The following is a 20,339-nucleotide window of genomic DNA, read 5'->3' as shown; positions in this document are numbered from 1 at the left end:
GGACTAATCCTCTTTAATTATTTCCCGTTGTTATTACAACTATTATATAATACAAAATCTGCGAGGTAGAATATGAAACTTTCCCGAAAACCTAGGGGCTGTTTAATAACGTTAATTATTATAGTCTTTGTCCTGCTAACTTGCTATGTAAACCGGCAACCAATCCTGACCGCCACTGCCAATTGGTTGACGGCCCGTACTTTGCCCTTTGACTTATTAGTCAATCCCAAAACGGTGAAGCATAATATACAACCCCCAACTGTCACATTGAAGGAACAGCCAACAACACACTATCAAACCTTGATGAATCAATTAAACAACCTTAATGAAACAGTTAATCCTAAAACCAACCGGCTTACTTTTTTAAATGCGCAACAAAATCGACAATTAGCCCACCGGGTTGAAAAAAAGCCCCATCGCTATTTATATAGTGTAACACCGATTTTAATTGGCCGAGATCAGCACGATCCTTATGTGGTAGTGAGTGCTAACCGTTACGATGATACTCGTCAAATTGTCAGTTACCGTTATCGGCTCATCTATCGGCATCACCAATTCACAAAAGCCACCTACTTAACCCAAACCAAAAACAATAAGCCCCCCAAATTTATTGGTTTTACTAAACATCTGGGCAATTCCGGCATTAGCACAGTGAGTGGTTATTTAGAACGGATGAACCTGAGTATTGCTAGTGCGGGACTGAACAATCAAGAAGCCGCACCTTTGGCCAAATATCAGCAGCTAGCCCAAAACATTGGCCTAGATTCGGCTAGTGGCGCAGCTTTCAAGCAATATGCGCTTAATTTAATGGGTGATCAAAAAAATAGCGCTGTTTCCGCTTATGAAATCACCGATGTTCCACGTGAAACAAATTTTATTATCACCCAAATTAATCGCCAAAAGAAACTAACTTATACTTTGACTTTCGATCGTAATACTAATCATTTTATCCGTTTCCGTAATGGTATTCACTCCCAAGCCACCACTGCTTAAAAAAAAGAGCTACTTGCCCGATCAGCAAGTAACTTCTTTTTTTTAATGCCACGCATCATCTAAAACAATCGTTTCCGCACGGTTGGGACCTACAGAAACACTTAATATATTCAATCCTGTTAATTCCTGGACTTTCGCCACATAATCACGGGCAGCCTGCGGCCAAGCTTGCATATCGGTAACTCCCCGGATATCTTCTTGCCAGCCCGGTAAGGTCTCATAAACAGGCTGACATTGATCTAAAATTTTTAAACTAGCGGGATATTCATCAATAATTTGACCATTAGGCAATTGATAGCCCCGACAAATCTTGACTTCTGATAAACCACTTAACACATCAATACAGTTTAATGCTAAATCACTAACCCCGGCTACGCGTTGAGCATGTTGCAAAACTACTGCATCCAACCAGCCTATCCGACGGGGACGTTTTGTAACTACGCCATATTCATGACCGGCATCCCGAATAAAATCTCCGGTAGCATCTGTTAACTCAGTAGGAAATGGACCATCGCCAACCCGCGAAGTATAAGCTTTAGCTACCCCGACAACTCGTTGGATTTGAGTAGGTCCCACACCCACCCCGGCGGTGTAGCCACCAGCAGGATTAGACGAAGTCACAAACGGATAAGTTCCATGATCAATGTCCAACATAATTCCTTGGGCACCTTCAAACAAAACATTTTTGCCAGCAGCTAATTGGTCATTTAAAAGTTTTGCTGTATCCACTACATAAGGCTTTAATTCTTGTCCATATTGATAATACTCTTCAAACAGATCATCAAAGTCTAGCGGCGTGCTGTGATAGACTGCGGTGAACTGGCGATTCTTCAGTTCCAAATTAGCTTTTAATTTAGCAGCAAAAGTATCTTTTTCTAATAAGTCAGCCATGCGAATTCCCACGCGCGCAGCTTTATCCATATAAGCTGGACCGATCCCGCGATTTGTCGTGCCAATCTTCGCACTGCCTTTACTTTGCTCTTGTAATCCATCCAATTTAATATGATAAGGCAAAATTAAGTGAGCCCGATTGGAAATTTTAAAATTAGCGAAACTCAAACCTTGTGCTTTTAAATTAGTAATTTCTTCAACTAAAGACTTAGGATTCACTACCACGCCATTGCCAATTAGGGTTAATTTATCTGAATATAAAATACCGGAAGGAACTAAACGCATTTTATACTCCCGATCTTTTACTTCAATCGTATGTCCGGCATTGTCACCACCTTGATAACGTGCCACAACATCTGTACCTTTACTTAAAAAGTCGGTAATTTTACCCTTACCTTCGTCGCCCCATTGCATTCCAACTACAACAACACCCGTCATTCACTAATCATCCCTTAAATTCAATTTTTCTAAGAAATCTATCTCTAGTTTAGCAATCCTCCTTCTTAATAGCAAAGCCCAAAATAATCTCTGCTGCTCAGAACATATCTGCTTAACTAGTTGGTTCCGGTAAAGGTGATAGCGCCGCAAATTTATTATAGGATTTGACAAATAATAATTTAACGGTGCCCCGCGGACCTGAGCGATTTTTTCCGATAATCACTTCTACTTCTCCTACATTTTGATCCTGATCATTGGCAGGTTCCTCACTGTCACTGGCTTCATTATTGTAATAATCTTCGCGATACAAAAAGGCTACCACATCCGCATCTTGTTCAATGGAGCCGGATTCACGAATATCTGATAAAACCGGACGCTTATCTTGGCGTTGTTCTACTCCCCGCGATAACTGCGACAAAGCAATCACAGGAACATGCAATTCTTTGGCGAGTTTTTTTAACTGCCGCGAAATGGTTGATACTTCTTGCTGGCGATTTTCTTGACCGCTGCCTTCAATTAATTGCAAATAATCCACGATGACCAGCCCGAGATTGCCGGTTTCCTTGGCTAAACGTCGGCATTGCGCCCGAATTTCGGCCATTTTAATCCCCGGAGTATCGTCAATATAGATAGAAGTTTTAGACAAAATGCCCATGGCCACAATTAAATTTTGCCACTCTTCTTCGTTTAAATTCCCCGTCCGTAAATGATTCGCATCGACATTGCCTTTTGCACACAGTAAACGACTTGCTAATTGCTCTGCTCCCATTTCTAAACTAAAGATCGCTACTGTGGTCGGATTATGAATGGCCACATTTTCAGCTACATTGAGCGCAAAAGCCGTTTTGCCGACACCAGGTCGCGCCGCTAAAATAATTAATTCATCTGCATGCAACCCCGCTGTCACTTGATCCAGTTCGGGATAACCAGTCTCTAAACCAGTCACGGTTGAGTCTTCTTGGGCTAACCGATCAATATTTTCAATTGTCGTATTTAAAACTTCGGCAATCTTTTGAAAGCCACTATGATTTTGATCCTCACCAACATTCATAATAGCGCGTTCCGCAGCATCTAAAACCGCGCTCACATCCCCATCAGGGGCGTCATAGCCTTGCTTGACAATGTCGGTAGCGGTATTAATCAAACGCCGTAACAGTGCTTTTTCTGCGACAATTTGCGCATAATAAACGATATTAGCCGCTGTCGGTACCGCGGTGGCTAATTCGCCTAAATAACTGACACCGCCAATATCATCTAACTGGTTTTTATCAGTCAGGATATTTTTGACGGTGACTACATCAATTGCTGTATCTTGTTCATTTAATTCTATCATGGCACTAAAGATTAATTGATGGGCATGCTGGTAAAAGGCTTTTGGAACCAAATATTCCATGGCTTCTACGATTGTCGTGGGACGTAACAGAATCGACCCTAAAACAGCTTGTTCCGCTTCCTTATTATTCGGTGGTATGCGCTGAATAACCTCATTATTCATCCTAGTATCCTCCAACCAATTACGCTACTGACCATTCTAACATCATTAATTTGAGAACAATAAAAAAAACAGCCCTTCCGCTATTTTTTTAATATATACTAAAAACTTGTGCTTTTAAAGTCCCATTATTTTGGCAAAAAGCGGTACAACTAAATTATCGACCAAGCCGATAATCACTACCGCAACTGCGGCCATGGCCCCTTGTACGGAACCTAATTTTAAAGCAAAGGCGGAGCCTACTGTATGTCCGGCCGTACCTAAGCCTAACCCCGTTCCTAACGGATCTTTACTTAATTGGAACCATTTCACAAATTGATTGCCCAAAGCATAAATCAAAACGGCATTTAAAATGCAGGCCATTGCCGTGACCGCGGCATTACCCCCGACAGCCGTGGATAACGGTAAGGCAATCGCCGTGGTGGCTGATTGACTCAACATCGAAGCTACCCCTACACGACTTAAACCGATGAATTTAGCCAGACCCGTAATAATAAAGAGTGAAACCAGCGTTCCAATTAATAGACTAAATAAAATAATAGCCCAATTCTGCTTGATCACATCATTACGTTGATACAGCGGCACGGCAAACGCGATCGTGGCCGGCGTTAAAAACCAAAAAATCAAATCTCCCCCCGGTTTATAAGCCTTAGTATAAAAGGCTGCCGGGCTCATATTGAAGCCATGGGCCATTACAACCAACACTAAAATGCCGGTTACCATGGCAAAAAAGAGGGGTTGAAATAAGAAAAAGCCCTTGGATATTTTAAAAAGACCTTGCCCGATGATAAATAAAACTAACGATAAGGCGACGCCAAACAGTGGATTCGTTAAGTATGCCATCATTATTGCAGACCTCCATTTTGTTGTTTCCAAGTGACCGATTTAACAGGTTTTGCTGGTGCCTGCAATTTGGATTTCAACCACAATAAAGCCCGCGCAGTATAAGCTGTCACTACTAAAAGAATAATCGTCGACAAAATAATAACAAAGACTAATTTTAAACCTTCCGTTTGCATGATTTTTAAATTAGCCGTTAAAGAAATGCCGGAAGGTACAAACAAAAAAGCAATTAGGCCAATTAATGTGTTGGCTAAGGAATCCACCCACTCAATTTTAATAATGCGACAAGTTAACAAGAGATACAATAACACTAACCCAATCACCGGCGTGGGGATCGGAAAAGCTGGTGGCAAAGTTTGCGAAATCAGCTGTGCAACAAAAAGAATTACAGCATAAATCATCATTTGAAATAGTATCGGTGCGGATTTTTTATCAGTTTGTGGTGTTTTCATCTCATTTATTCCTCTTCTTTCTCTGAATACGCTTTTAGCATAAAAGAAAAGTTGAGAAATATTCCCACCAGTCGCTGAATTACTTAAAATGGAAGCTGAAGTGCTTAAAATCGTCCTTTAAAAAAGCCCCTGCTGTCTGTTTTTAAAGTCCCAGCCGTTGATTTAATTGGGCTTGATAGGATCGGCCGACGGGGATTTTTAGATGATTGCTCATGATTAATAACACCGTTTGATTAAACCAGGGTTGAACCTCAACAATCTCTTCCAAATTGATTAAAGCACTGCGATGCACCTGCATAAACTGCGGATAATTGATTAATTGCTGCTTGAGCCAATGCAAAGTTTTTTTGGTTTGATAGCTCTTTTGCGGCACCGCAATCGTTAAATTACCATTGTTAACCGTTGCAGCAATAATTGTCTGCTTCTTGACCACCACACTGCGATCACTTAATTCAATACTTAATAAATCGGAATGCGTCGTGGTCGCCACTAGTTGTAATTTTAAAAAGGCTAAGGCTTTCAGTAAAGCTTGATCCACCCGCGCTTGTTCGAAGGGTTTCAAAATATAATCGACAGCATCAACATTAAAGGCCTCTAACGCATATTGATCATAAGCGGTAGCAAAAATAATCGCTGGCGTATAGGCTAATTGCTGTAATTGGTGCGCCAGTTCAAAACCGCATTCTTCATTTAAAGAAATGTCTAAAAAAATAATTTCACTTTTTTTCTGCAGCAATAATTCCAAGGCCTGTTTGATGCTGGCACTTTGTTCTAATTGGACATGTTGATTCGCTAACGCGGAACTCCGTTCGATTAAGTACTGTAATTCTGAGCGTGCCAACGGTTCATCATCCACGATGAGAATCTGCATAGGGTTGGGCCTCCTTCACAATTTGAATGGGACAAACGATGGTAAACGTACTACCCGCAGAATTGGATTGCACTTGTAAGGTACTTTGATTGCCATAAAGATTACGTAAACGGCAATTTAAATTATACAAAGCCGTCCCTGTCCCGTTTGTTTCATTAATAGGCTGCTGGCCCAATTGTTGACATAACTGTGCGTCCATTCCGCAACCATCATCTTGTACTTGAATCTGGACTTGATTATCCGCTACGGGCCGTGCCGAAATTTTAATATGACCCGGTTGGTTCGTTTTTTTAAAAGCATGCTTAATCGCATTTTCCACGAAGATCTGTAGACAAAATGAGGGCACCAAGACTTGATCATTGATTTGCAGATCATAAGTTAAAATAAATCTGTTTGGAAAGCGCAACTCCTCAATATCCATATAAGCATCCACATGTTGTTTTTCTGCTTGCAAAGTAATTTGGGTCGCTTGCCCATTTTGTAAACTCGAGCGAAAGAAAATACTCAGTTGCATTAAAGCGTGACGAGCTTTATCCGGATTAATCCGGATCAGCGCTAAGATGGTATTAATCGCATTGAAAAAGAAATGGGGATTAATTTGAACTTGTAATTCTTTAATTTGGGCCTCCGTGACCAGACTAGCTTGCTCTTCTGCCAACCCCATCGCTAACTGACCCGAGAAAATATTTTGCAGTCCCGTGACGAGATTTTCTTCCACCACCGTGAGCTTGCGGGCATCGGTAAAGTAGACCTTTAAAGCCCCCATGGTTTGATGATTGACTTCCAGCGGGACCACCATCGCCGCTGCTAAAGGACAATGAGGTTGAGGGCAACCAATGGCCGTGGCTGAATAAACGATGCGCCGTTGACCTGTAGTAATCACTGACTTGGATAAATCGGTTAAAATCGGTTCTCCGGCAATATGATGGTCACTGCCTGCACCAACATGTGCTAAGACATTTACCTGATCTGTTAAACCTACTGCATCAAAATTAGTGTAGTTTTTGATGATTTTACATACATGATGCGCGGAATCCATATCTAAGCCTTGGCGAAAGTAAGGCAAAGTTTTATTAGCCAATTCTAAAACATCTTTGGTTTGAACTGCCCGTAATTGCTGTTCATTGGACATGTAAGTTTTTAAAATTTCGACAAATAAAAAAGTTCCAATGGTATTTAAAATCACCATCGGCCAAAAAATCAAACGTACTAAGGCAAAACCGCGAAATAGGTCAATAAAACCCATTTGAATCAAGTCCGCAGTGATCCCTAATAAAATCACCCACCCATTAGAGGGATATAAATTGCCCTGCTTTACATGATCGCTGATTTTACCAATCACTAAGCCAATAATAATCGAACTAAAAATATAAAAATAGTCCGAAAAATTACTGAAAAGAACCCGGTGCAATCCTCCAACAAGGCCGACTATCATCCCCACATAAGGTCCGGCAGTCAAGCTGGCTGTTGTAATAACTAAGGTACGCGTATTCGCAATGGAATCCGCCTGGGTCAAACTAGTAATTAATGCCGGCATAAAGACTTCATGCGAATTAGTAATTTCGACACCCGTGAGATTAGCTAAAATAACAAAGAGCGAAAAAATGATTGTGAGCCAGATTTGTGATTTTTTGGTGCGCTGCTTAATTAAATTCCGGAAAAAGCGCATATTGACCAGCAAAAAAGCCAAAATCATAATAAGTCCTAAACGCTCAGTCAATAAAATTAATAGATTAAACATGCATCTACTCCATCGGCCACCGCTGTTCTATTTTTCCAGCAAGCAGTAATCCATTTCAATTCTACAAAAAAAGTTGAAATCTATCATTTAGATAGCTTTCAACTTGAGGAAGCCCAGTGTTTTATTTTTCACGCACGTGAACTCGAATGGTAGCTTCCACTCCGGGATATAACTTCACCGGAATATTAAAGTAGCCTAAAGTTTTCAACGGCTCCGGTAAGACAATCTTGCGCTTGTCTACATCAATTTGGTATTGCTGCGATAACGCCTGAGCAATCTGTTTACTAGGAATAGAGCCAAACAAACGACTATCGGTTCCCGCCTTGGAGACTAATTCCACCACTGTTTCATCTTTTTCGAGAAAGTTCTTAATCATTTGTGCTTGAGCGAATTCTTCATCTTTCATCCGTTGTTCTGCTTTTTGCTGAGCTTTCAAACTGCTCATGGCTGCCGGTGTAGCAGCTTTGGCTTTGCCGTTTTTAATTAAATAATTCTGTGCATAACCATCCGCCACTTCTTTAATTTCACCACGTTGACCTTTACCACGAACATCTTGAGTAAAAATTACACGCATTGGGAACCTCCTTTGAATCTTAATAACTGTTATTTCTTATCTTCCACTTTTTTTTGAATAATTGCAATTAATTTTTGGTGTACCTGGGCAATAGTCGCGCCGGAAATTTGGGTAGCGGCATTAGACAAATGACCACCGCCGCCCATTTCTTCCATAATTAACTGGACATTGAAATTACCGAGACTGCGCGCCGAAATGCGCACTAGATCTTCTTGCGATTTTGTTATGACAAACGAGGCTTCAATGTGCGACAACGATAATAAAGTATCTGCCGCCTGGGCTGCCACCACGGGATCATAGATCTGTTGTTCGGCACCAGCACAAATCGCAATATGCGGTGTCAACATTTCTACGGCGGCAATTAACTGGTTCCGTTGCAAATAAGAATCAATATTTTCTTTGAGCAAATTTTGAATTTCTGTGCCGTCAGCACCCATGGAACGTAAATAACTAGCCGCATCAAATGTTCGCGTTCCTGCCCGCATAGTAAACGAATGTGTATCCACGCTAATTCCGGCTAATAATGCCGTGGCTTCTAATTTAGAAAGCGACTGTTTACTTTGCGGTTGATATTCTAACATTTCGGTTACTAATTCACTAGCCGACGACGCATACGGTTCGATATAGGCCAAGATGGGATTAGCCGGAAATTCTTCTCCCCGGCGGTGATGATCAATAATTACGATGCGGTCCGCTAAGCGTTTACATAATTTGGGACTCATCGACAAGGAAGGCTTAGAAACATCAACCAAAACTAACATATCATGCTCCCCAGCTTTTTCTAAAGCCTGCTGCGGTGTCAAAACATCGTCCTTGAGATTCTCATCTGCGGCAATTAAGTTTAACAACCGCTGAATATCAGTATGCACATGTGTCGGATCAATAACGATCGAACAGGGTTTATCATTCATTTGTGCAATGCGATGAATGCCTAAACAAGCCCCTAAAGAATCCATATCGGCATTTTGATGACCCATAACATAAAGTTGATCCACGTGATGAAATAATTCCCGTAAAGCTTGACTAATCATTCGTGCCCGCACTCGGGTTCGTTTTTCCATGGGGTTGGTATTACCACCATAAAAATGTGCCGGTGCTTCGCCTTTCCGTACCACGACTTGATCACCGCCCCGGCCTAAAGCTAAATCTAAATTCTTTTGGGATTCGCTGGCAATTTGGGCCAAGTTAGCTTGACCATAGGCAAATCCGATACTTAAAGTTAACGGAAAATTTTGCTGGGAAGTATCTTGACGCACGGTATCTAGAATTTTAAAACCTTCTGCTTCAATCTGTTGTAAATTTTTCACATAGGCAACTGCCAAAAAACGATCATCATTCACACGTTTAATAAACATCTGATGCAAATTCGCCCAATCGTTTAATTTATTGGTCAAATAATTATTTAAATTGGAACGATCCCGATCCGCCATGGTCTGGGTCAATTCATCGTAATTATCTAAAAAAATTTGTCCAATTGCGATTCGGCCATCTTCATATTGCTGTTGCATTTGCAGATAAGTTGTAATATCCAACAAATAAATTACCCGTAAGTTGGTCTGGATAAACGCTTGAAAATGGGCACCTTTAATCGTAATGACTTGTTGATCAGTCTGCTTAGGTGGCGCTTGGGTCAACTTGGTTAATTGCGAATTAATTTTAGTCAAACTAATGCCAATTAAATCTTCTTTACCAAAATAATTCTGTAACTTAGGATTAATCCATTCAATTGTCCGGGCTTCATCATCGCGATACAACAAAATCCCGATGGGAATATTAATTAGGGCCTCTTGTTGACCGCGATCTGCACGAAAAGATAAATCATACAAATATTTATTGGTTTGTTGAATTAAACTGCGAAAAGAATAATAAGCTAACCCGGTAAAAGCCGCCAACACTACAAAACTCAGGCCTGCGAATAAAGCATTAGAAAACAATTGCAGCAAAATTAACAGCAAAGCCAGCCCTAGAATGACTCCTAAACCGATTTTTAATGGTAAATCAATTGATAATAGACTATTAGTGGTAAATGTATTCTTTTTTTTATCCATACTATCCTCTTTAAAGCTACTTATTTTTATTTTAACATTTACCCCCCGCAATAAAAAGAAAAGCCTGCCAAATGGCAGGCTTAGTCAATTCAGATAGATTAATCTTCTGCTACAAACGGTAATAATCCCATAATTCGAGCCCGTTTAATAGCAACTGTTAACCGACGTTGGTTTTTAGCGCTAGTTCCAGTAACTCGCCGCGGTAAAATTTTGCCGCGTTCCGAAATAAATCGCTTCAACAAATCAACATCTTTATAGTCAATATATTCAATGTGGTTGGCAGCAATAAAATCAACTTTCCGCCGCCGCCGGCCGCCTCGCCGTTGTTGAGCCATTCTGATCGCTTCCTTCCTCTTACTTATTATTGTTACATTTTAAAATGGTAGATCATCATCAGAGATATTAATCGGTTCCGTATTATCGGCAAAAGGATCTTCCTCTGGTTTCGAATCATTCGTGGTAGGGTTGGAATTATTCGCGGTGGAAGAAGAATTAGGATTAGCAGCCTGAGGATTAGTAGAATTATTTGCATTAGCGGACTTGGGTTCTAGTAAGGCAAAATTGTCGACAACAACTTCAGTAACGTATACCCGCTGTCCTTGTTGATTTTCATAATTACGAGTTTGAATCCGGCCATCAATCCCAACTAACGAGCCCTTATGGGTGAAATTAGCAAAATTCTCCGCACTTTTCCGCCAGATTACACAGTTAATAAAATCGGCTTCCCGTTCACCATTACTGTTGGTAAACTGACGATCCACGGCAATTGTAAAGTTGCCGACCGCGGTTCCGCCAGCAGTATAGCGTAAATCAACGTCACGCGTGAGCCGGCCAACTAAGACACTGCGATTAATCATATTTCCTATCTCCCTTTTAAATGTTTCACATGAAACAATTAATCTTCACGTTTGATAATCATATGACGAAGAATGTTCTCTTCGATTTTAGCCAACCGATCAAATTCATTAATAGCACTTTGGTTCTCAGCATTCACATTAACTACATGATAAACGCCTTCATTGTAACCATTAATTTCATAGGCAAAACGCCGTTTTTGCCAGTCTTTGGAATCCAGCACTTGGGCACTATTATCCTTCAAAATTTGATCAAATCGATCAATCAAAGCTTTTTTATCATCTTCGGAAATATCCGGTTTAATGATGTAAGTGATTTCGTAATGTGTTTGAGCCATGATTGCTCACCTCCTTTTGGACTGATGGGAATTAACAATTAATTCCAAGGAGTATTTAACTAATCTATAGTCTAATACCCACAGCTTAGTAGTTTATCATCATTTACCAATAAATTCCACTAAAAAAACTTTGGTTGCATTTTAAATTTCAAACGCTATTTAAAATTACGCCAAAGTTTGTAAAATTATTAATATTTTGTAGTATTGTCGGTAGCACTATCGCTTTCCGGTTCGACTTTGGCCATGGTAGAAACAATCGCATCATCATTGGTCTTCATCAGCCGAACTCCTAAAGTGGACCGTCCGGTTTGCGAAACATCACTGACTGCAAACCGAATTAAAACTCCTTTATCGGTGATAATCATAATATCTTCTTGACCTTCTACCGTCGTAATCCCAGCCAAAGGTCCATTTTTAGCGGTAATATTAGATGTTTTAATCCCCTTGCCGCCGCGACCTTTAATCGGATACTCGGCTGCTGGCGTTCGTTTGCCATAACCTTTTTCTGAAATCACTAAGACTTCACTATTCGGTTTCAAAATCGCCGAACCTACGACAAAATCCTGCTCGCGTAATCGGATGCCACGCACCCCGGCAGCAGTGCGACCCATCTGCCGCACAGTGGTTTCTGCAAACGTGACCGCATAACCTAAATGAGTCCCGATAAGAATATTTTGCTGGCCATTGGTCAACATCACATTATCCAAAGAATCTTGGTCTTTAAGCGTGATGGCGCGTAAACCATTTTTGCGAATATTCTGAAATTCACTAATGGCCGTACGTTTCACGGTACCCTGCTTTGTCACAAAGAATAAAAATTGCTGCTCACTGCGGGATTCATCTTCTTGTTGTGGCAAATGTACAACTGCTTGTACGCGTTCTTTGGTGTCAATCCCCAGTAAATTAATAATCGGGATCCCTTTAGCATTACGACTATATTCTGGAATTTCATAACCTTTGGAACGATAAATTTTGCCGGTATTGGTAAAGAACAAAAGCGTGTCGTGGGTGGAGGTATAAATTAAACGCTCAATAAAATCATCATCGTTTACCCCCATTCCCCGAATACCACGGCCACCTCGATTTTGGACTTTGAAATCACTCGCTGGCAACCGCTTAATATAGCCATTGTGAGTTAAGACGATGAGCACATTTTCCTGTGCAATTAAATCTTCATCTTCTAAACTGAGAACTTCACCTACTAATAATTCCGTGCGGCGTTGGTCCCCATATTTTTTTTGAATTTCTAATAATTCTTCATAAATAATTTGATCGATTCGTTCTTGATGATCTAAAATATCGCGATAATCGGCAATTTTTGCCATTAAATCTTGATATTCAGCCTCAATTTTATCGCGTTCCAAGCCCGTCAATCGTACCAAACGCATATCTAAGATCGCTTGAGCTTGTTTATCCGACAGTTGATAACGGGTGATTAACGTACTTTTGGCAATCTCTGCGGTCTTCGAAGTGCGAATAATTTGAATCACTGCATCAATATGATCCAAGGCCACACGCAGTCCTTCTAAAATGTGGGCTCGCGCTAAAGCTTTGTCTAATTCAAATTGGGTGCGGCGCGTAATAACTTGTTCTTGATGTTTTAAATAATATTGTAAAATTTCTTTTAAAGTTAAAACTTGGGGCGCGCCTTTAACAATGGCCACCATGTGAAACCCAAAGGAAGTTTGTAAATCCGTTAATTTATAAAGATTATTCAAAACCACGTCGGCATTGAGATCACGCCGAATATCAATGGCAATACGCATACCCGTTCGATCAGATTCATCAATCAAACTAGTAATACCTTCAATGCGATGATCATGAGCTAATTGTGCAATGCGTTTGATCAGATTAGCTTTATTCACCATATAGGGCAGCTCGGTAATTACAATTTTTTCGCGACCACTTTTGGAAGTTTCAATCTCAACTTTACCCCGCAAAGTAATATTGCCTCGGCCGGTTTCATAAGCCTGTCGGATGCCGGACTTCCCCATCACAACGCCACCGGTAGGAAAATCCGGACCAGGAATTGCCTGCATTAATTCTGCTACTGTAATCTCGGGATTTTTCATTAATAAATGAATCCCGCTAATAACCTCGCGCAAATTATGTGGTGGAATATTGGTCGTCATCCCGACCGCAATGCCCGTGGCACCATTAACTAATAGATTAGGAAAACGGGCCGGCAGCACGACGGGTTCGCGCTCGGTGCCATCATAATTATCCATAAAATCGATCGTATTTTTATTGATGTCGCGCAACATTTCCGTAGCAATTTTGCTCATGCGGGCTTCGGTATACCGCATAGCCGCGGCATGATCTCCATCTACGGAACCAAAATTTCCGTGACCATCAACTAAGACATAACGGTAACTAAATTTTTGCGCCATCCGGACCATGGAAGAATAAATAGCAGCGTCACCGTGCGGATGATATTTTCCCATGACATCACCTACAATACGTGCTGACTTTTTATAAGGTTTATCTGGTGTGACGCCTAATTCATTCATGCCGTACAAAATGCGGCGATGAACAGGCTTCAGACCATCGCGCACATCTGGCAGGGCGCGCGCTACGATGACACTCATCGCATAATCTAGGAACGAACTGCGCATTGTTTGTGTCAGATCAACTTTTTGAATTCGATGATCTTGAGTTTCACTCATTGAATTACCTCACTTTTTTGGCTTAAAAATCTAATTCTGCATATTCGGCATTGGTTTCAATAAATTTGCGTCGGGGAGCTACTTTATCCCCCATTAACATAGAAAATACCCGATCTGCATCTGCCGCATCTTCGCCAGTAACTTGATCTAATCGTCGATTTTCGGGATTCATGGTTGTTTCCCAAAGCTGATCGGCATCCATTTCACCTAAACCTTTATACCGTTGAATTACTGGCTTGGGACTTGGTTGTAAGGTGACCAAAAAATCTTTTAATTCTTCGTCGGAATCAATGTATCTGGCTAATTTTCCCTGCCGCACTTGATACAGCGGTGGTTTGGCAATATAGACAAAGCCTGCCTCTAAAATAGGCCGCATATAACGATAGATGAGGGTTAACAATAAGGTGCGAATATGCGCCCCATCAACATCCGCATCGGTCATAATAATTAATTTATGATAGCGGGCTTTCGTCACATCAAAATCTGAACCAAAGCCAGTACCCATCGCGGTAAATAAAGTCCGAATTTCATCATTAGCTAAAATCCGATCCATCGATGCTTTTTCAACATTGAGAATTTTACCTCGGATCGGCAAAATAGCTTGTGTCAACCGGGAACGTCCTTCTTTGGCCGAACCGCCGGCCGAGTCCCCTTCGACAATAAATAATTCCGAGATCTCCGGATCCTTGCTGGTATTATCAGCTAACTTTCCCGGTAAATTACTAATTTCCAGACCGGATTTTTTACGTGTTACCTCGCGGGCTCTGCGAGCAGCCACCCGCGCCCGTGAAGCCAACATCCCTTTTTCCACAATCTGTCGTGCTTGGGTAGGATGTTCCAACAAAAATTTATTGAAATGATCTGAAAAAGTGCGATCCGTCACAGTGCGGGCATCTGAATTACCTAATTTAGTTTTAGTTTGACCTTCAAATTGGGGATTAGGGTGTTTGATACTAACTACCGCCGTCATGCCTTCGCGAACATCATCGCCTGATAATTTTTCTGACTCTTTTAAAAGATTATTTTTGCGGCCATAGTCATTAATTACCCGAGTTAAAGCGGCCTTGAAGCCGGCTTCATGCGTTCCACCTTCATAGGTATGAATATTATTAGCAAAGGTCATGAGATTTGAATGGTAATCGTCTGTGTATTGCAAAGCTACTTCCACAGTAATCCCATCCTGTTTGCCTTCTACGTAGATTGGTTCGGGAAAAATAACATCTTTATTTTCATTTAAATATTCGACATAGCTTTTAATGCCGCCGACATAATGGAAAACTTCTTGATCCGCCGTAGCTTGCCGTCGATCCGTGAAAGTCAGTTTCAAGCCCTTATTTAAAAAAGCTAGTTCGCGAATCCGCGTTAATAATGTATGGTCATCGTAAACTGTAGTTTCCGTAAAAATATCCGGATCGGCTAGAAAGTGAACTTTAGTTCCATGCTCATGGGGCGAAGTAGTTCCGACTTCTTTCATCGGAGTTTTGACGTGTCCCCGTTCAAAATCCATATAATACCGATGACCATCACGACAAACTTCCACGTCTAATTCGGTGCTCAAAGCATTAACCACCGAAGCGCCGACCCCATGGAGACCACCGGAAACTTTATAACCGCCGCCGCCAAATTTACCGCCGGCATGCAACACTGTAAAAACAGTTTCCAAAGCCGGTTTGCCGGTTTTTTGTTGAATATCAACAGGAATGCCCCGTCCATCATCAGTAATAGTAATACTATTATCACTTTCGACTACGACATTAATTTCAGTGGCAAAACCTGCCAGCGCCTCATCGATGCCATTATCAATAATTTCCCAAACTAAGTGATGCAAGCCTTGAGCACTGGTGGAACCAATGTACATTCCGGGACGTTTGCGGACGGCTTCTAAACCAGATAACACTTGAATTTGACTAGCATCATATTCTTTAGCCCGTTGGGCTAAAGTCTCTTCTGACTGAGTCTGATTAGTTTCTGCTTTACTCATGCAATTCCTCCAGCTCTAATTTTAAAAATTTGTGGATTTTTAATAGTCTGCAAATCAACATTTTCCAGACTTGTAGTAGTAATAAAGGTTTGAATCCGATTTTCTAAAGTCTTTAACAATTGCGTCTGTCGGATTTGATCTAATTCGGACAATACATCATCTAATAGTAAAATTGGTGGATCGCCCACTAAATTACCAAATAGATCGATTTCCGCTAATTTCAAACTTAAAACAGCCGTTCTTTGTTGGCCTTGCGAACCATATTTTTGCAAATCATTGCCATTGACTAAAAAGCGAAAATCATCCCGTTGGGGACCAACACTCGTCGATCCGACCCAAAGATCATGTTCTTGATTAGCTTGTAGCTGATTTAAAAGTTGTTGATATATTTCTTCGACTGAAACGTTATTTTGCGTAACGCCACTTTGATATTCTAAACGTATTTGTTCTTGCTTCGCTGTAATTTCTTGATGAATGGGGCTTAAATACTTTTGGATATTTCCCAGGAAATTATTCCGGGCAGCAATTACTTCTGCTCCATAACCAGCTAATTGATCTGAAATGACCTCTAAGTAAACTCGATCATGGGCCTGTTTGCGCTTGAGTTTTTTTAAATAAGTATTTCGTTGCTTCAAAACTTGGCGGTAGCGGGAACTATTCTGTAAATAGCCATGATCAATTTGGCCTAATTCCATATCAATAAAGCGGCGGCGTAAAGCGGGACCACCTTTAATTAAATTGAGATCTTCCGGTGCAAATAAAATCACATTTAATTGTCCGACATATTCAGAGAGTCGTTTTTTTTCGATATGATTTAATGCGGCTTTTTTGCCAGCAGCACTTAAAACCAACTCTAAGCTTAAACGGGAAGCTGCTTTTTGAACTGTTGCTTGCAATTTGGCAAAATCCGTGCCCCAACGAATTAATTCTTGATTATTACTTGTGCGGTGAGAGCGCACTAAGGCCAACACATAGATGGCTTCCAGTAAATTGGTCTTTCCCTGAGCATTGGAGCCAATAAAGACATTGGTGTGTTTAGAAAAATGTAAGTCTAACTGGTGATAATTTCGAAAATTTTGCAGTTGTAAATGTTGTAAATCCATTAGCTGCTGATATTTAGACTTAACTCAGCAGTTACTGTCACTCGATCGCCAGCGTGTAATTTTTTGCCCCGTCGTTGTTCCAGTTGACCATTAACTTTAACTGGATGTTCTTGTAAAAACCATTTTGCTTGGCCGCCGGTTCCGATGCATCCCGCTTCTTTGAGCGCTTGCGTTAAAGTTATATATTCCCGACGCAATTTAATAGTTTGCTCCATCAGTCTCATTTCACATCCTTTAAACACACTTTTATACTAATTAATTATACCGTTTTTTGGATTGAGAAGCAATTACAAGCGTTTTAAGCGTTTTTAACCTATAAATGATAAAACATACTGGTATCTAAAAATATCATTGAGACCGAAAAAAAAAGTCCCTGACGGGACTTTAAAAAGTACGAATCGGAGTTATTAATTGAATAAAACTTTCAGCGTCCGTGGTAGGTTTGAGCGTAAAAGGATGCAAAGCGGAAGTAAATTCCAGACTAATTGGTGTCTCTCCAAAGGCGTTGAGCGCATCCTTTAAATAATCCGGATTAAAAGAGATGTCTAAATTATCGCCCTTAATCGCTTGTGGCTGCATGGTTTCCGCCACCGTGCCTACTTCTGGAGAATTGCCAGTTAATGTGACCTTGTTGTTGGCAGTATCAATTTCCAGCCGCACCACATTATTACGGCTCGCATGTGACAGTAAAGAAGCTCTTTCCACAGACTCTAACAAGTTTTTCGCTTCGAATTCCAATTGAGTCGTAGATTCTTGTGGAATGAGGCGATCAGTGCCTGGATAATTACCTTCTAAGAGACGTGAATAAAAGAGGGTTTGCCCAAATTCAAAAAGAATCTGATTTTCGGAAATCGAAATCGTCACTTCGGTTTCATTTTCAGTAAAACAACGCACTAATTCCATCAAACTTTTAGCCGGAACTACTAAATCAAATTCATTTTGATTTTGATTAGTGATTTCGACAATTCTTTGCGCTAATCGATGACTATCTGTAGCCACAGCTAATAATTGATCAGCTTTAATTTTTAAATGTAATCCAGTTAGAATGGGGCGCGTTTCCTGTGTGGAAGCGGCAAAGACCGTTTCACTAACTAGTTGCTTTAAAATTTCCGCCGTAATCTTTAATTGATCGCTGGTTTCGACTTCCGGTAGATGTGGATAATCACTAGCATCTAAACCATTAATTGTAAATTTGGAAATGCCGGAAGTAATTAAGACTTGATTATTATTTAAGATTTCAAAGGTAAATTGCGTTTCCGGTAGTTTCTTAATAATTTCTATGAAAAAACGTGCCGGTAAAACAATGGCTCCGGGAGAATCAATGGTTAATTCATTATCCGAATCACTTTGCGCAATAAAAGTTTGAATCGATAAATCGACATTACTCCCAGTAACGGTTAAGCCTTCGGTAGTTAAGACTAATTTCATTCCTGTCAAAATCGGGATGGTACTTTTGGTAGAAATTGCACGTTGGACATTGGAAATTTGCCGAATGAATTGATTGCGATTAATTGTGAATTTCATTGCGTGGTCTCCTCTTTATTAATTAATAAATTCTTAGTAGTAATAGTAGTAGGTCTTGTGGATCTTGTGGATTACTCATGATCTTAAGTAAAATTAACCGAAATTAACAGTGCAAAACTTGTTGATAACTGCAGTGGAAAAGTCGTTAGTTTGTTGAAACTTATCCACTGTGGAAAACTAATCTTTGAGGGCAGCTTTTAAATTAGTTAAATCATGTTGAATATTTAAATCTGATTCCAATAATTTAGCAATTTTATCGCAGGAATGTAAGACAGTTGTATGATCCTTACCACCAAATTCTTGGCCAATCTTCGGTAAAGAACTATCCGTTAATTCGCGCGATAAGTACATCGCAATTTGCCGCGGCATCACAATGTTTTTATTACGTTTATGCCCTTTGAGATCATCTAACGAAATCTTGAAATATTTGGCTACCTGATTTTGAATTTGCGGGATAGTTAAACCAGCTTGATGCTTAGATTCTTTTAAATCTTTCAGAGCTTCTGCTGCTAAGCCAATCGTGATATCAGCATTTTTCATGGTAGAAAAGGCTTGAACTCGGACTAAAGCTCCTTCCAGTTCCCGCACATTACTATCAATTTGGCTAGCAATGTAAGACAAGGCATCATCTGGAATTTCCAATTTTTCCGCAATGGCTTTTTTGCGTAAGATTGCGGTTCGAGTTTCTAAATCAGGTGCGGTGATATCCACGGATAACCCCCATTTAAAACGTGACACTAAACGTTCTTGTAATTTCGGAATTTCGTTTGGCAGCCGGTCACAAGTCAAGACAATTTGTTTTTTAGTATTGTAAAGAGTGTTAAAAGTATGGAAAAACTCTTCTTGGGTACCTTCTTTATCGGCGAAAAATTGAATATCGTCAACTAATAATAAGTCAACCGTGCGGTACTCGTTGCGAAATTCTTCTTGCGTTCGATTTTGGATAGAATTAATAAAATCATTCGCAAATGATTCACTCGAAATATATTTCACATTGGCATTCGGATTACGATCAAGCATCCGGTGACCAATGGCTTGCATTAAATGGGTCTTGCCTAAACCGACGCCACCGTATATAAAGAGCGGATTATAAGTCTCTCCCGGCTCTTCGGAGACAACTAACGCCGCGGCATGAGCCATTTGATTACCTGAACCCGTAACAAAAGAATCAAAAGTATATTTACTATTTAAATGAGCTGCCGCCAGAGGAGATTTTTGCGTGGCAGTCGGCTCCGTCGCAGCGGGGGTGTTCCTTTCTTTTTGTAAATCTGCTTCTAGTAAAATCACAGGCACAATTTCTTGGTTGCCGTATTCGTAGGCTGCTTCTACTACTTTAGTGCTGATATTGCGTTCCCAGTATTCTTTATGTAGTGAAGATGGAACGGCAATAAAAAATTTCTGGTTCTCATATTTGATGGGATGGGCACTTTCAATCCAAGTTTGATAACTGACAGGCGCAAACTCATCTTTAAATTTTGCTTGTAAAAATTCCCAAAAGGAATCTAACTCACCATTGGTAATCTCCGACAC

18 protein-coding genes are annotated in these 20,339 nt (G+C 40.5%); 1 reads left to right on the top strand and 17 read right to left on the bottom strand.

The genetic code is table 11. The annotated features are described in order from the left end of the window. The first annotated feature begins 72 nt into the window (after positions 1-72). Positions 73-993, top strand: coding sequence for a hypothetical protein (locus JG30_RS00090; RefSeq protein WP_046315106.1), 921 nt, complete (start codon positions 73-75; stop codon positions 991-993). 42 nt (positions 994-1,035) lie between these two features. On the opposite strand, the gene JG30_RS00085 is transcribed toward JG30_RS00090, so the two are convergent. The 17 genes from JG30_RS00085 to dnaA form a co-directional block, all read right to left on the bottom strand. Next, positions 1,036-2,322: an adenylosuccinate synthase gene (locus tag JG30_RS00085; protein ID WP_046315103.1), complete on the bottom strand. Its 1,287-nt coding sequence runs from the start codon at positions 2,320-2,322 to the stop codon at positions 1,036-1,038. Between the two features lie 112 nt (positions 2,323-2,434). Next, positions 2,435-3,817 carry a replicative DNA helicase gene (gene dnaB / locus JG30_RS00080; RefSeq protein ID WP_046315101.1) on the bottom strand — a complete coding sequence of 461 codons (1,383 nt, stop codon included), beginning with the start codon at positions 3,815-3,817 and terminating at the stop codon, positions 2,435-2,437. Positions 3,818-3,931: 114 nt separating this feature from the next. Beyond that, positions 3,932-4,657 (bottom strand): LrgB family protein, encoded by a 726-nt coding sequence (locus JG30_RS00075; RefSeq protein ID WP_046317069.1) that lies wholly within the window; start codon positions 4,655-4,657, stop codon positions 3,932-3,934. Between the two features lie 2 nt (positions 4,658-4,659). Beyond that, the gene (locus JG30_RS00070; protein ID WP_046315100.1) at positions 4,660-5,109 is read right to left on the bottom strand and encodes a CidA/LrgA family protein; all 450 of its coding nucleotides are present in this window, start codon (positions 5,107-5,109) and stop codon (positions 4,660-4,662) included. Positions 5,110-5,251: 142 nt separating this feature from the next. After that, the gene (locus tag JG30_RS00065) at positions 5,252-5,980 is read right to left on the bottom strand and encodes a LytTR family transcriptional regulator DNA-binding domain-containing protein (protein ID WP_046315098.1); all 729 of its coding nucleotides are present in this window, start codon (positions 5,978-5,980) and stop codon (positions 5,252-5,254) included. Further along, on the bottom strand, positions 5,958-7,721 hold the full coding sequence (locus JG30_RS00060; RefSeq protein ID WP_046315096.1) for a LytS/YhcK type 5TM receptor domain-containing protein: 1,764 nt from the start codon (positions 7,719-7,721) through the stop codon (positions 5,958-5,960). Before JG30_RS00060 ends, JG30_RS00065 begins: the two co-directional genes overlap by 23 nt. A gap of 121 nt (positions 7,722-7,842) precedes the next feature. Then, entirely contained in the window at positions 7,843-8,295 is a 453-nt protein-coding gene (rplI, locus tag JG30_RS00055; protein ID WP_046315094.1) for a 50S ribosomal protein L9, read from the bottom strand. 29 nt (positions 8,296-8,324) lie between these two features. Continuing rightward, complete coding sequence (locus JG30_RS00050) at positions 8,325-10,343, bottom strand: DHH family phosphoesterase (protein WP_046315093.1); 2,019 nt, start codon at positions 10,341-10,343, stop codon at positions 8,325-8,327. A 98-nt stretch (positions 10,344-10,441) separates the two neighbouring features. Further along, a complete protein-coding gene (rpsR, locus tag JG30_RS00045) occupies positions 10,442-10,678 on the bottom strand; it encodes a 30S ribosomal protein S18 (protein WP_046315091.1) in 237 nt (78 codons plus the stop codon). Between the two features lie 39 nt (positions 10,679-10,717). Next, on the bottom strand, positions 10,718-11,200 hold the full coding sequence (gene ssb / locus JG30_RS00040; protein WP_046315090.1) for a single-stranded DNA-binding protein: 483 nt from the start codon (positions 11,198-11,200) through the stop codon (positions 10,718-10,720). Between the two features lie 38 nt (positions 11,201-11,238). Continuing rightward, positions 11,239-11,535, bottom strand: a complete 297-nt coding sequence (rpsF, locus tag JG30_RS00035) for a 30S ribosomal protein S6 (protein WP_046315088.1) — start codon at positions 11,533-11,535, stop codon at positions 11,239-11,241. A 188-nt stretch (positions 11,536-11,723) separates the two neighbouring features. Continuing rightward, positions 11,724-14,123, bottom strand: a complete 2,400-nt coding sequence (gene gyrA / locus JG30_RS00030) for a DNA gyrase subunit A (RefSeq protein WP_417281809.1) — start codon at positions 14,121-14,123, stop codon at positions 11,724-11,726. A gap of 100 nt (positions 14,124-14,223) precedes the next feature. Continuing rightward, a complete protein-coding gene (gene gyrB, locus JG30_RS00025; RefSeq protein WP_046315086.1) occupies positions 14,224-16,182 on the bottom strand; it encodes a DNA topoisomerase (ATP-hydrolyzing) subunit B in 1,959 nt (652 codons plus the stop codon). After that, the gene (recF, locus tag JG30_RS00020) at positions 16,179-17,285 is read right to left on the bottom strand and encodes a DNA replication/repair protein RecF (protein ID WP_046315085.1); all 1,107 of its coding nucleotides are present in this window, start codon (positions 17,283-17,285) and stop codon (positions 16,179-16,181) included. Before recF ends, gyrB begins: the two co-directional genes overlap by 4 nt. Further along, complete coding sequence (gene yaaA, locus JG30_RS00015) at positions 17,285-17,500, bottom strand: S4 domain-containing protein YaaA (protein WP_046315083.1); 216 nt, start codon at positions 17,498-17,500, stop codon at positions 17,285-17,287. Before yaaA ends, recF begins: the two co-directional genes overlap by 1 nt. A 169-nt stretch (positions 17,501-17,669) precedes the next feature. Then, on the bottom strand, positions 17,670-18,809 hold the full coding sequence (gene dnaN, locus JG30_RS00010) for a DNA polymerase III subunit beta (protein WP_046315081.1): 1,140 nt from the start codon (positions 18,807-18,809) through the stop codon (positions 17,670-17,672). Between the two features lie 177 nt (positions 18,810-18,986). Continuing rightward, positions 18,987-20,330 (bottom strand): chromosomal replication initiator protein DnaA, encoded by a 1,344-nt coding sequence (dnaA, locus tag JG30_RS00005; RefSeq protein WP_046317068.1) that lies wholly within the window; start codon positions 20,328-20,330, stop codon positions 18,987-18,989. Positions 20,331-20,339 lie beyond the last annotated feature (9 nt).

The organism is Bombilactobacillus mellifer, assembly GCF_000970795.1.
Classification (GTDB): domain Bacteria; phylum Bacillota; class Bacilli; order Lactobacillales; family Lactobacillaceae; genus Bombilactobacillus; species Bombilactobacillus mellifer.
Note: the sequence above shows the minus strand (reverse complement) of the source record. Positions and strands in the feature narration are given on the sequence as shown.

Coding starts and splice junctions, on each gene's coding strand:
- JG30_RS00075 (WP_046317069.1), bottom strand. CDS start 4,657: ATGGCATACTTAACGAATCCACTGTTTGGCGTCGCCTTATCGTTAGTT.
- rplI (WP_046315094.1), bottom strand. CDS start 8,295: ATGCGTGTAATTTTTACTCAAGATGTTCGTGGTAAAGGTCAACGTGGT.
- yaaA (WP_046315083.1), bottom strand. CDS start 17,500: ATGGAGCAAACTATTAAATTGCGTCGGGAATATATAACTTTAACGCAA.
- JG30_RS00085 (WP_046315103.1), bottom strand. CDS start 2,322: ATGACGGGTGTTGTTGTAGTTGGAATGCAATGGGGCGACGAAGGTAAG.
- dnaB (WP_046315101.1), bottom strand. CDS start 3,817: ATGAATAATGAGGTTATTCAGCGCATACCACCGAATAATAAGGAAGCG.
- ssb (WP_046315090.1), bottom strand. CDS start 11,200: ATGATTAATCGCAGTGTCTTAGTTGGCCGGCTCACGCGTGACGTTGAT.
- JG30_RS00070 (WP_046315100.1), bottom strand. CDS start 5,109: ATGAAAACACCACAAACTGATAAAAAATCCGCACCGATACTATTTCAA.
- gyrA (WP_417281809.1), bottom strand. CDS start 14,123: ATGAGTGTCATCGTAGCGCGCGCCCTGCCAGATGTGCGCGATGGTCTG.
- rpsF (WP_046315088.1), bottom strand. CDS start 11,535: ATGGCTCAAACACATTACGAAATCACTTACATCATTAAACCGGATATT.
- JG30_RS00065 (WP_046315098.1), bottom strand. CDS start 5,980: ATGCAGATTCTCATCGTGGATGATGAACCGTTGGCACGCTCAGAATTA.
- rpsR (WP_046315091.1), bottom strand. CDS start 10,678: ATGGCTCAACAACGGCGAGGCGGCCGGCGGCGGCGGAAAGTTGATTTT.
- JG30_RS00090 (WP_046315106.1), top strand. CDS start 73: ATGAAACTTTCCCGAAAACCTAGGGGCTGTTTAATAACGTTAATTATT.
- recF (WP_046315085.1), bottom strand. CDS start 17,285: ATGGATTTACAACATTTACAACTGCAAAATTTTCGAAATTATCACCAG.
- JG30_RS00060 (WP_046315096.1), bottom strand. CDS start 7,721: ATGTTTAATCTATTAATTTTATTGACTGAGCGTTTAGGACTTATTATG.
- gyrB (WP_046315086.1), bottom strand. CDS start 16,182: ATGAGTAAAGCAGAAACTAATCAGACTCAGTCAGAAGAGACTTTAGCC.
- JG30_RS00050 (WP_046315093.1), bottom strand. CDS start 10,343: ATGGATAAAAAAAAGAATACATTTACCACTAATAGTCTATTATCAATT.
- dnaN (WP_046315081.1), bottom strand. CDS start 18,809: ATGAAATTCACAATTAATCGCAATCAATTCATTCGGCAAATTTCCAAT.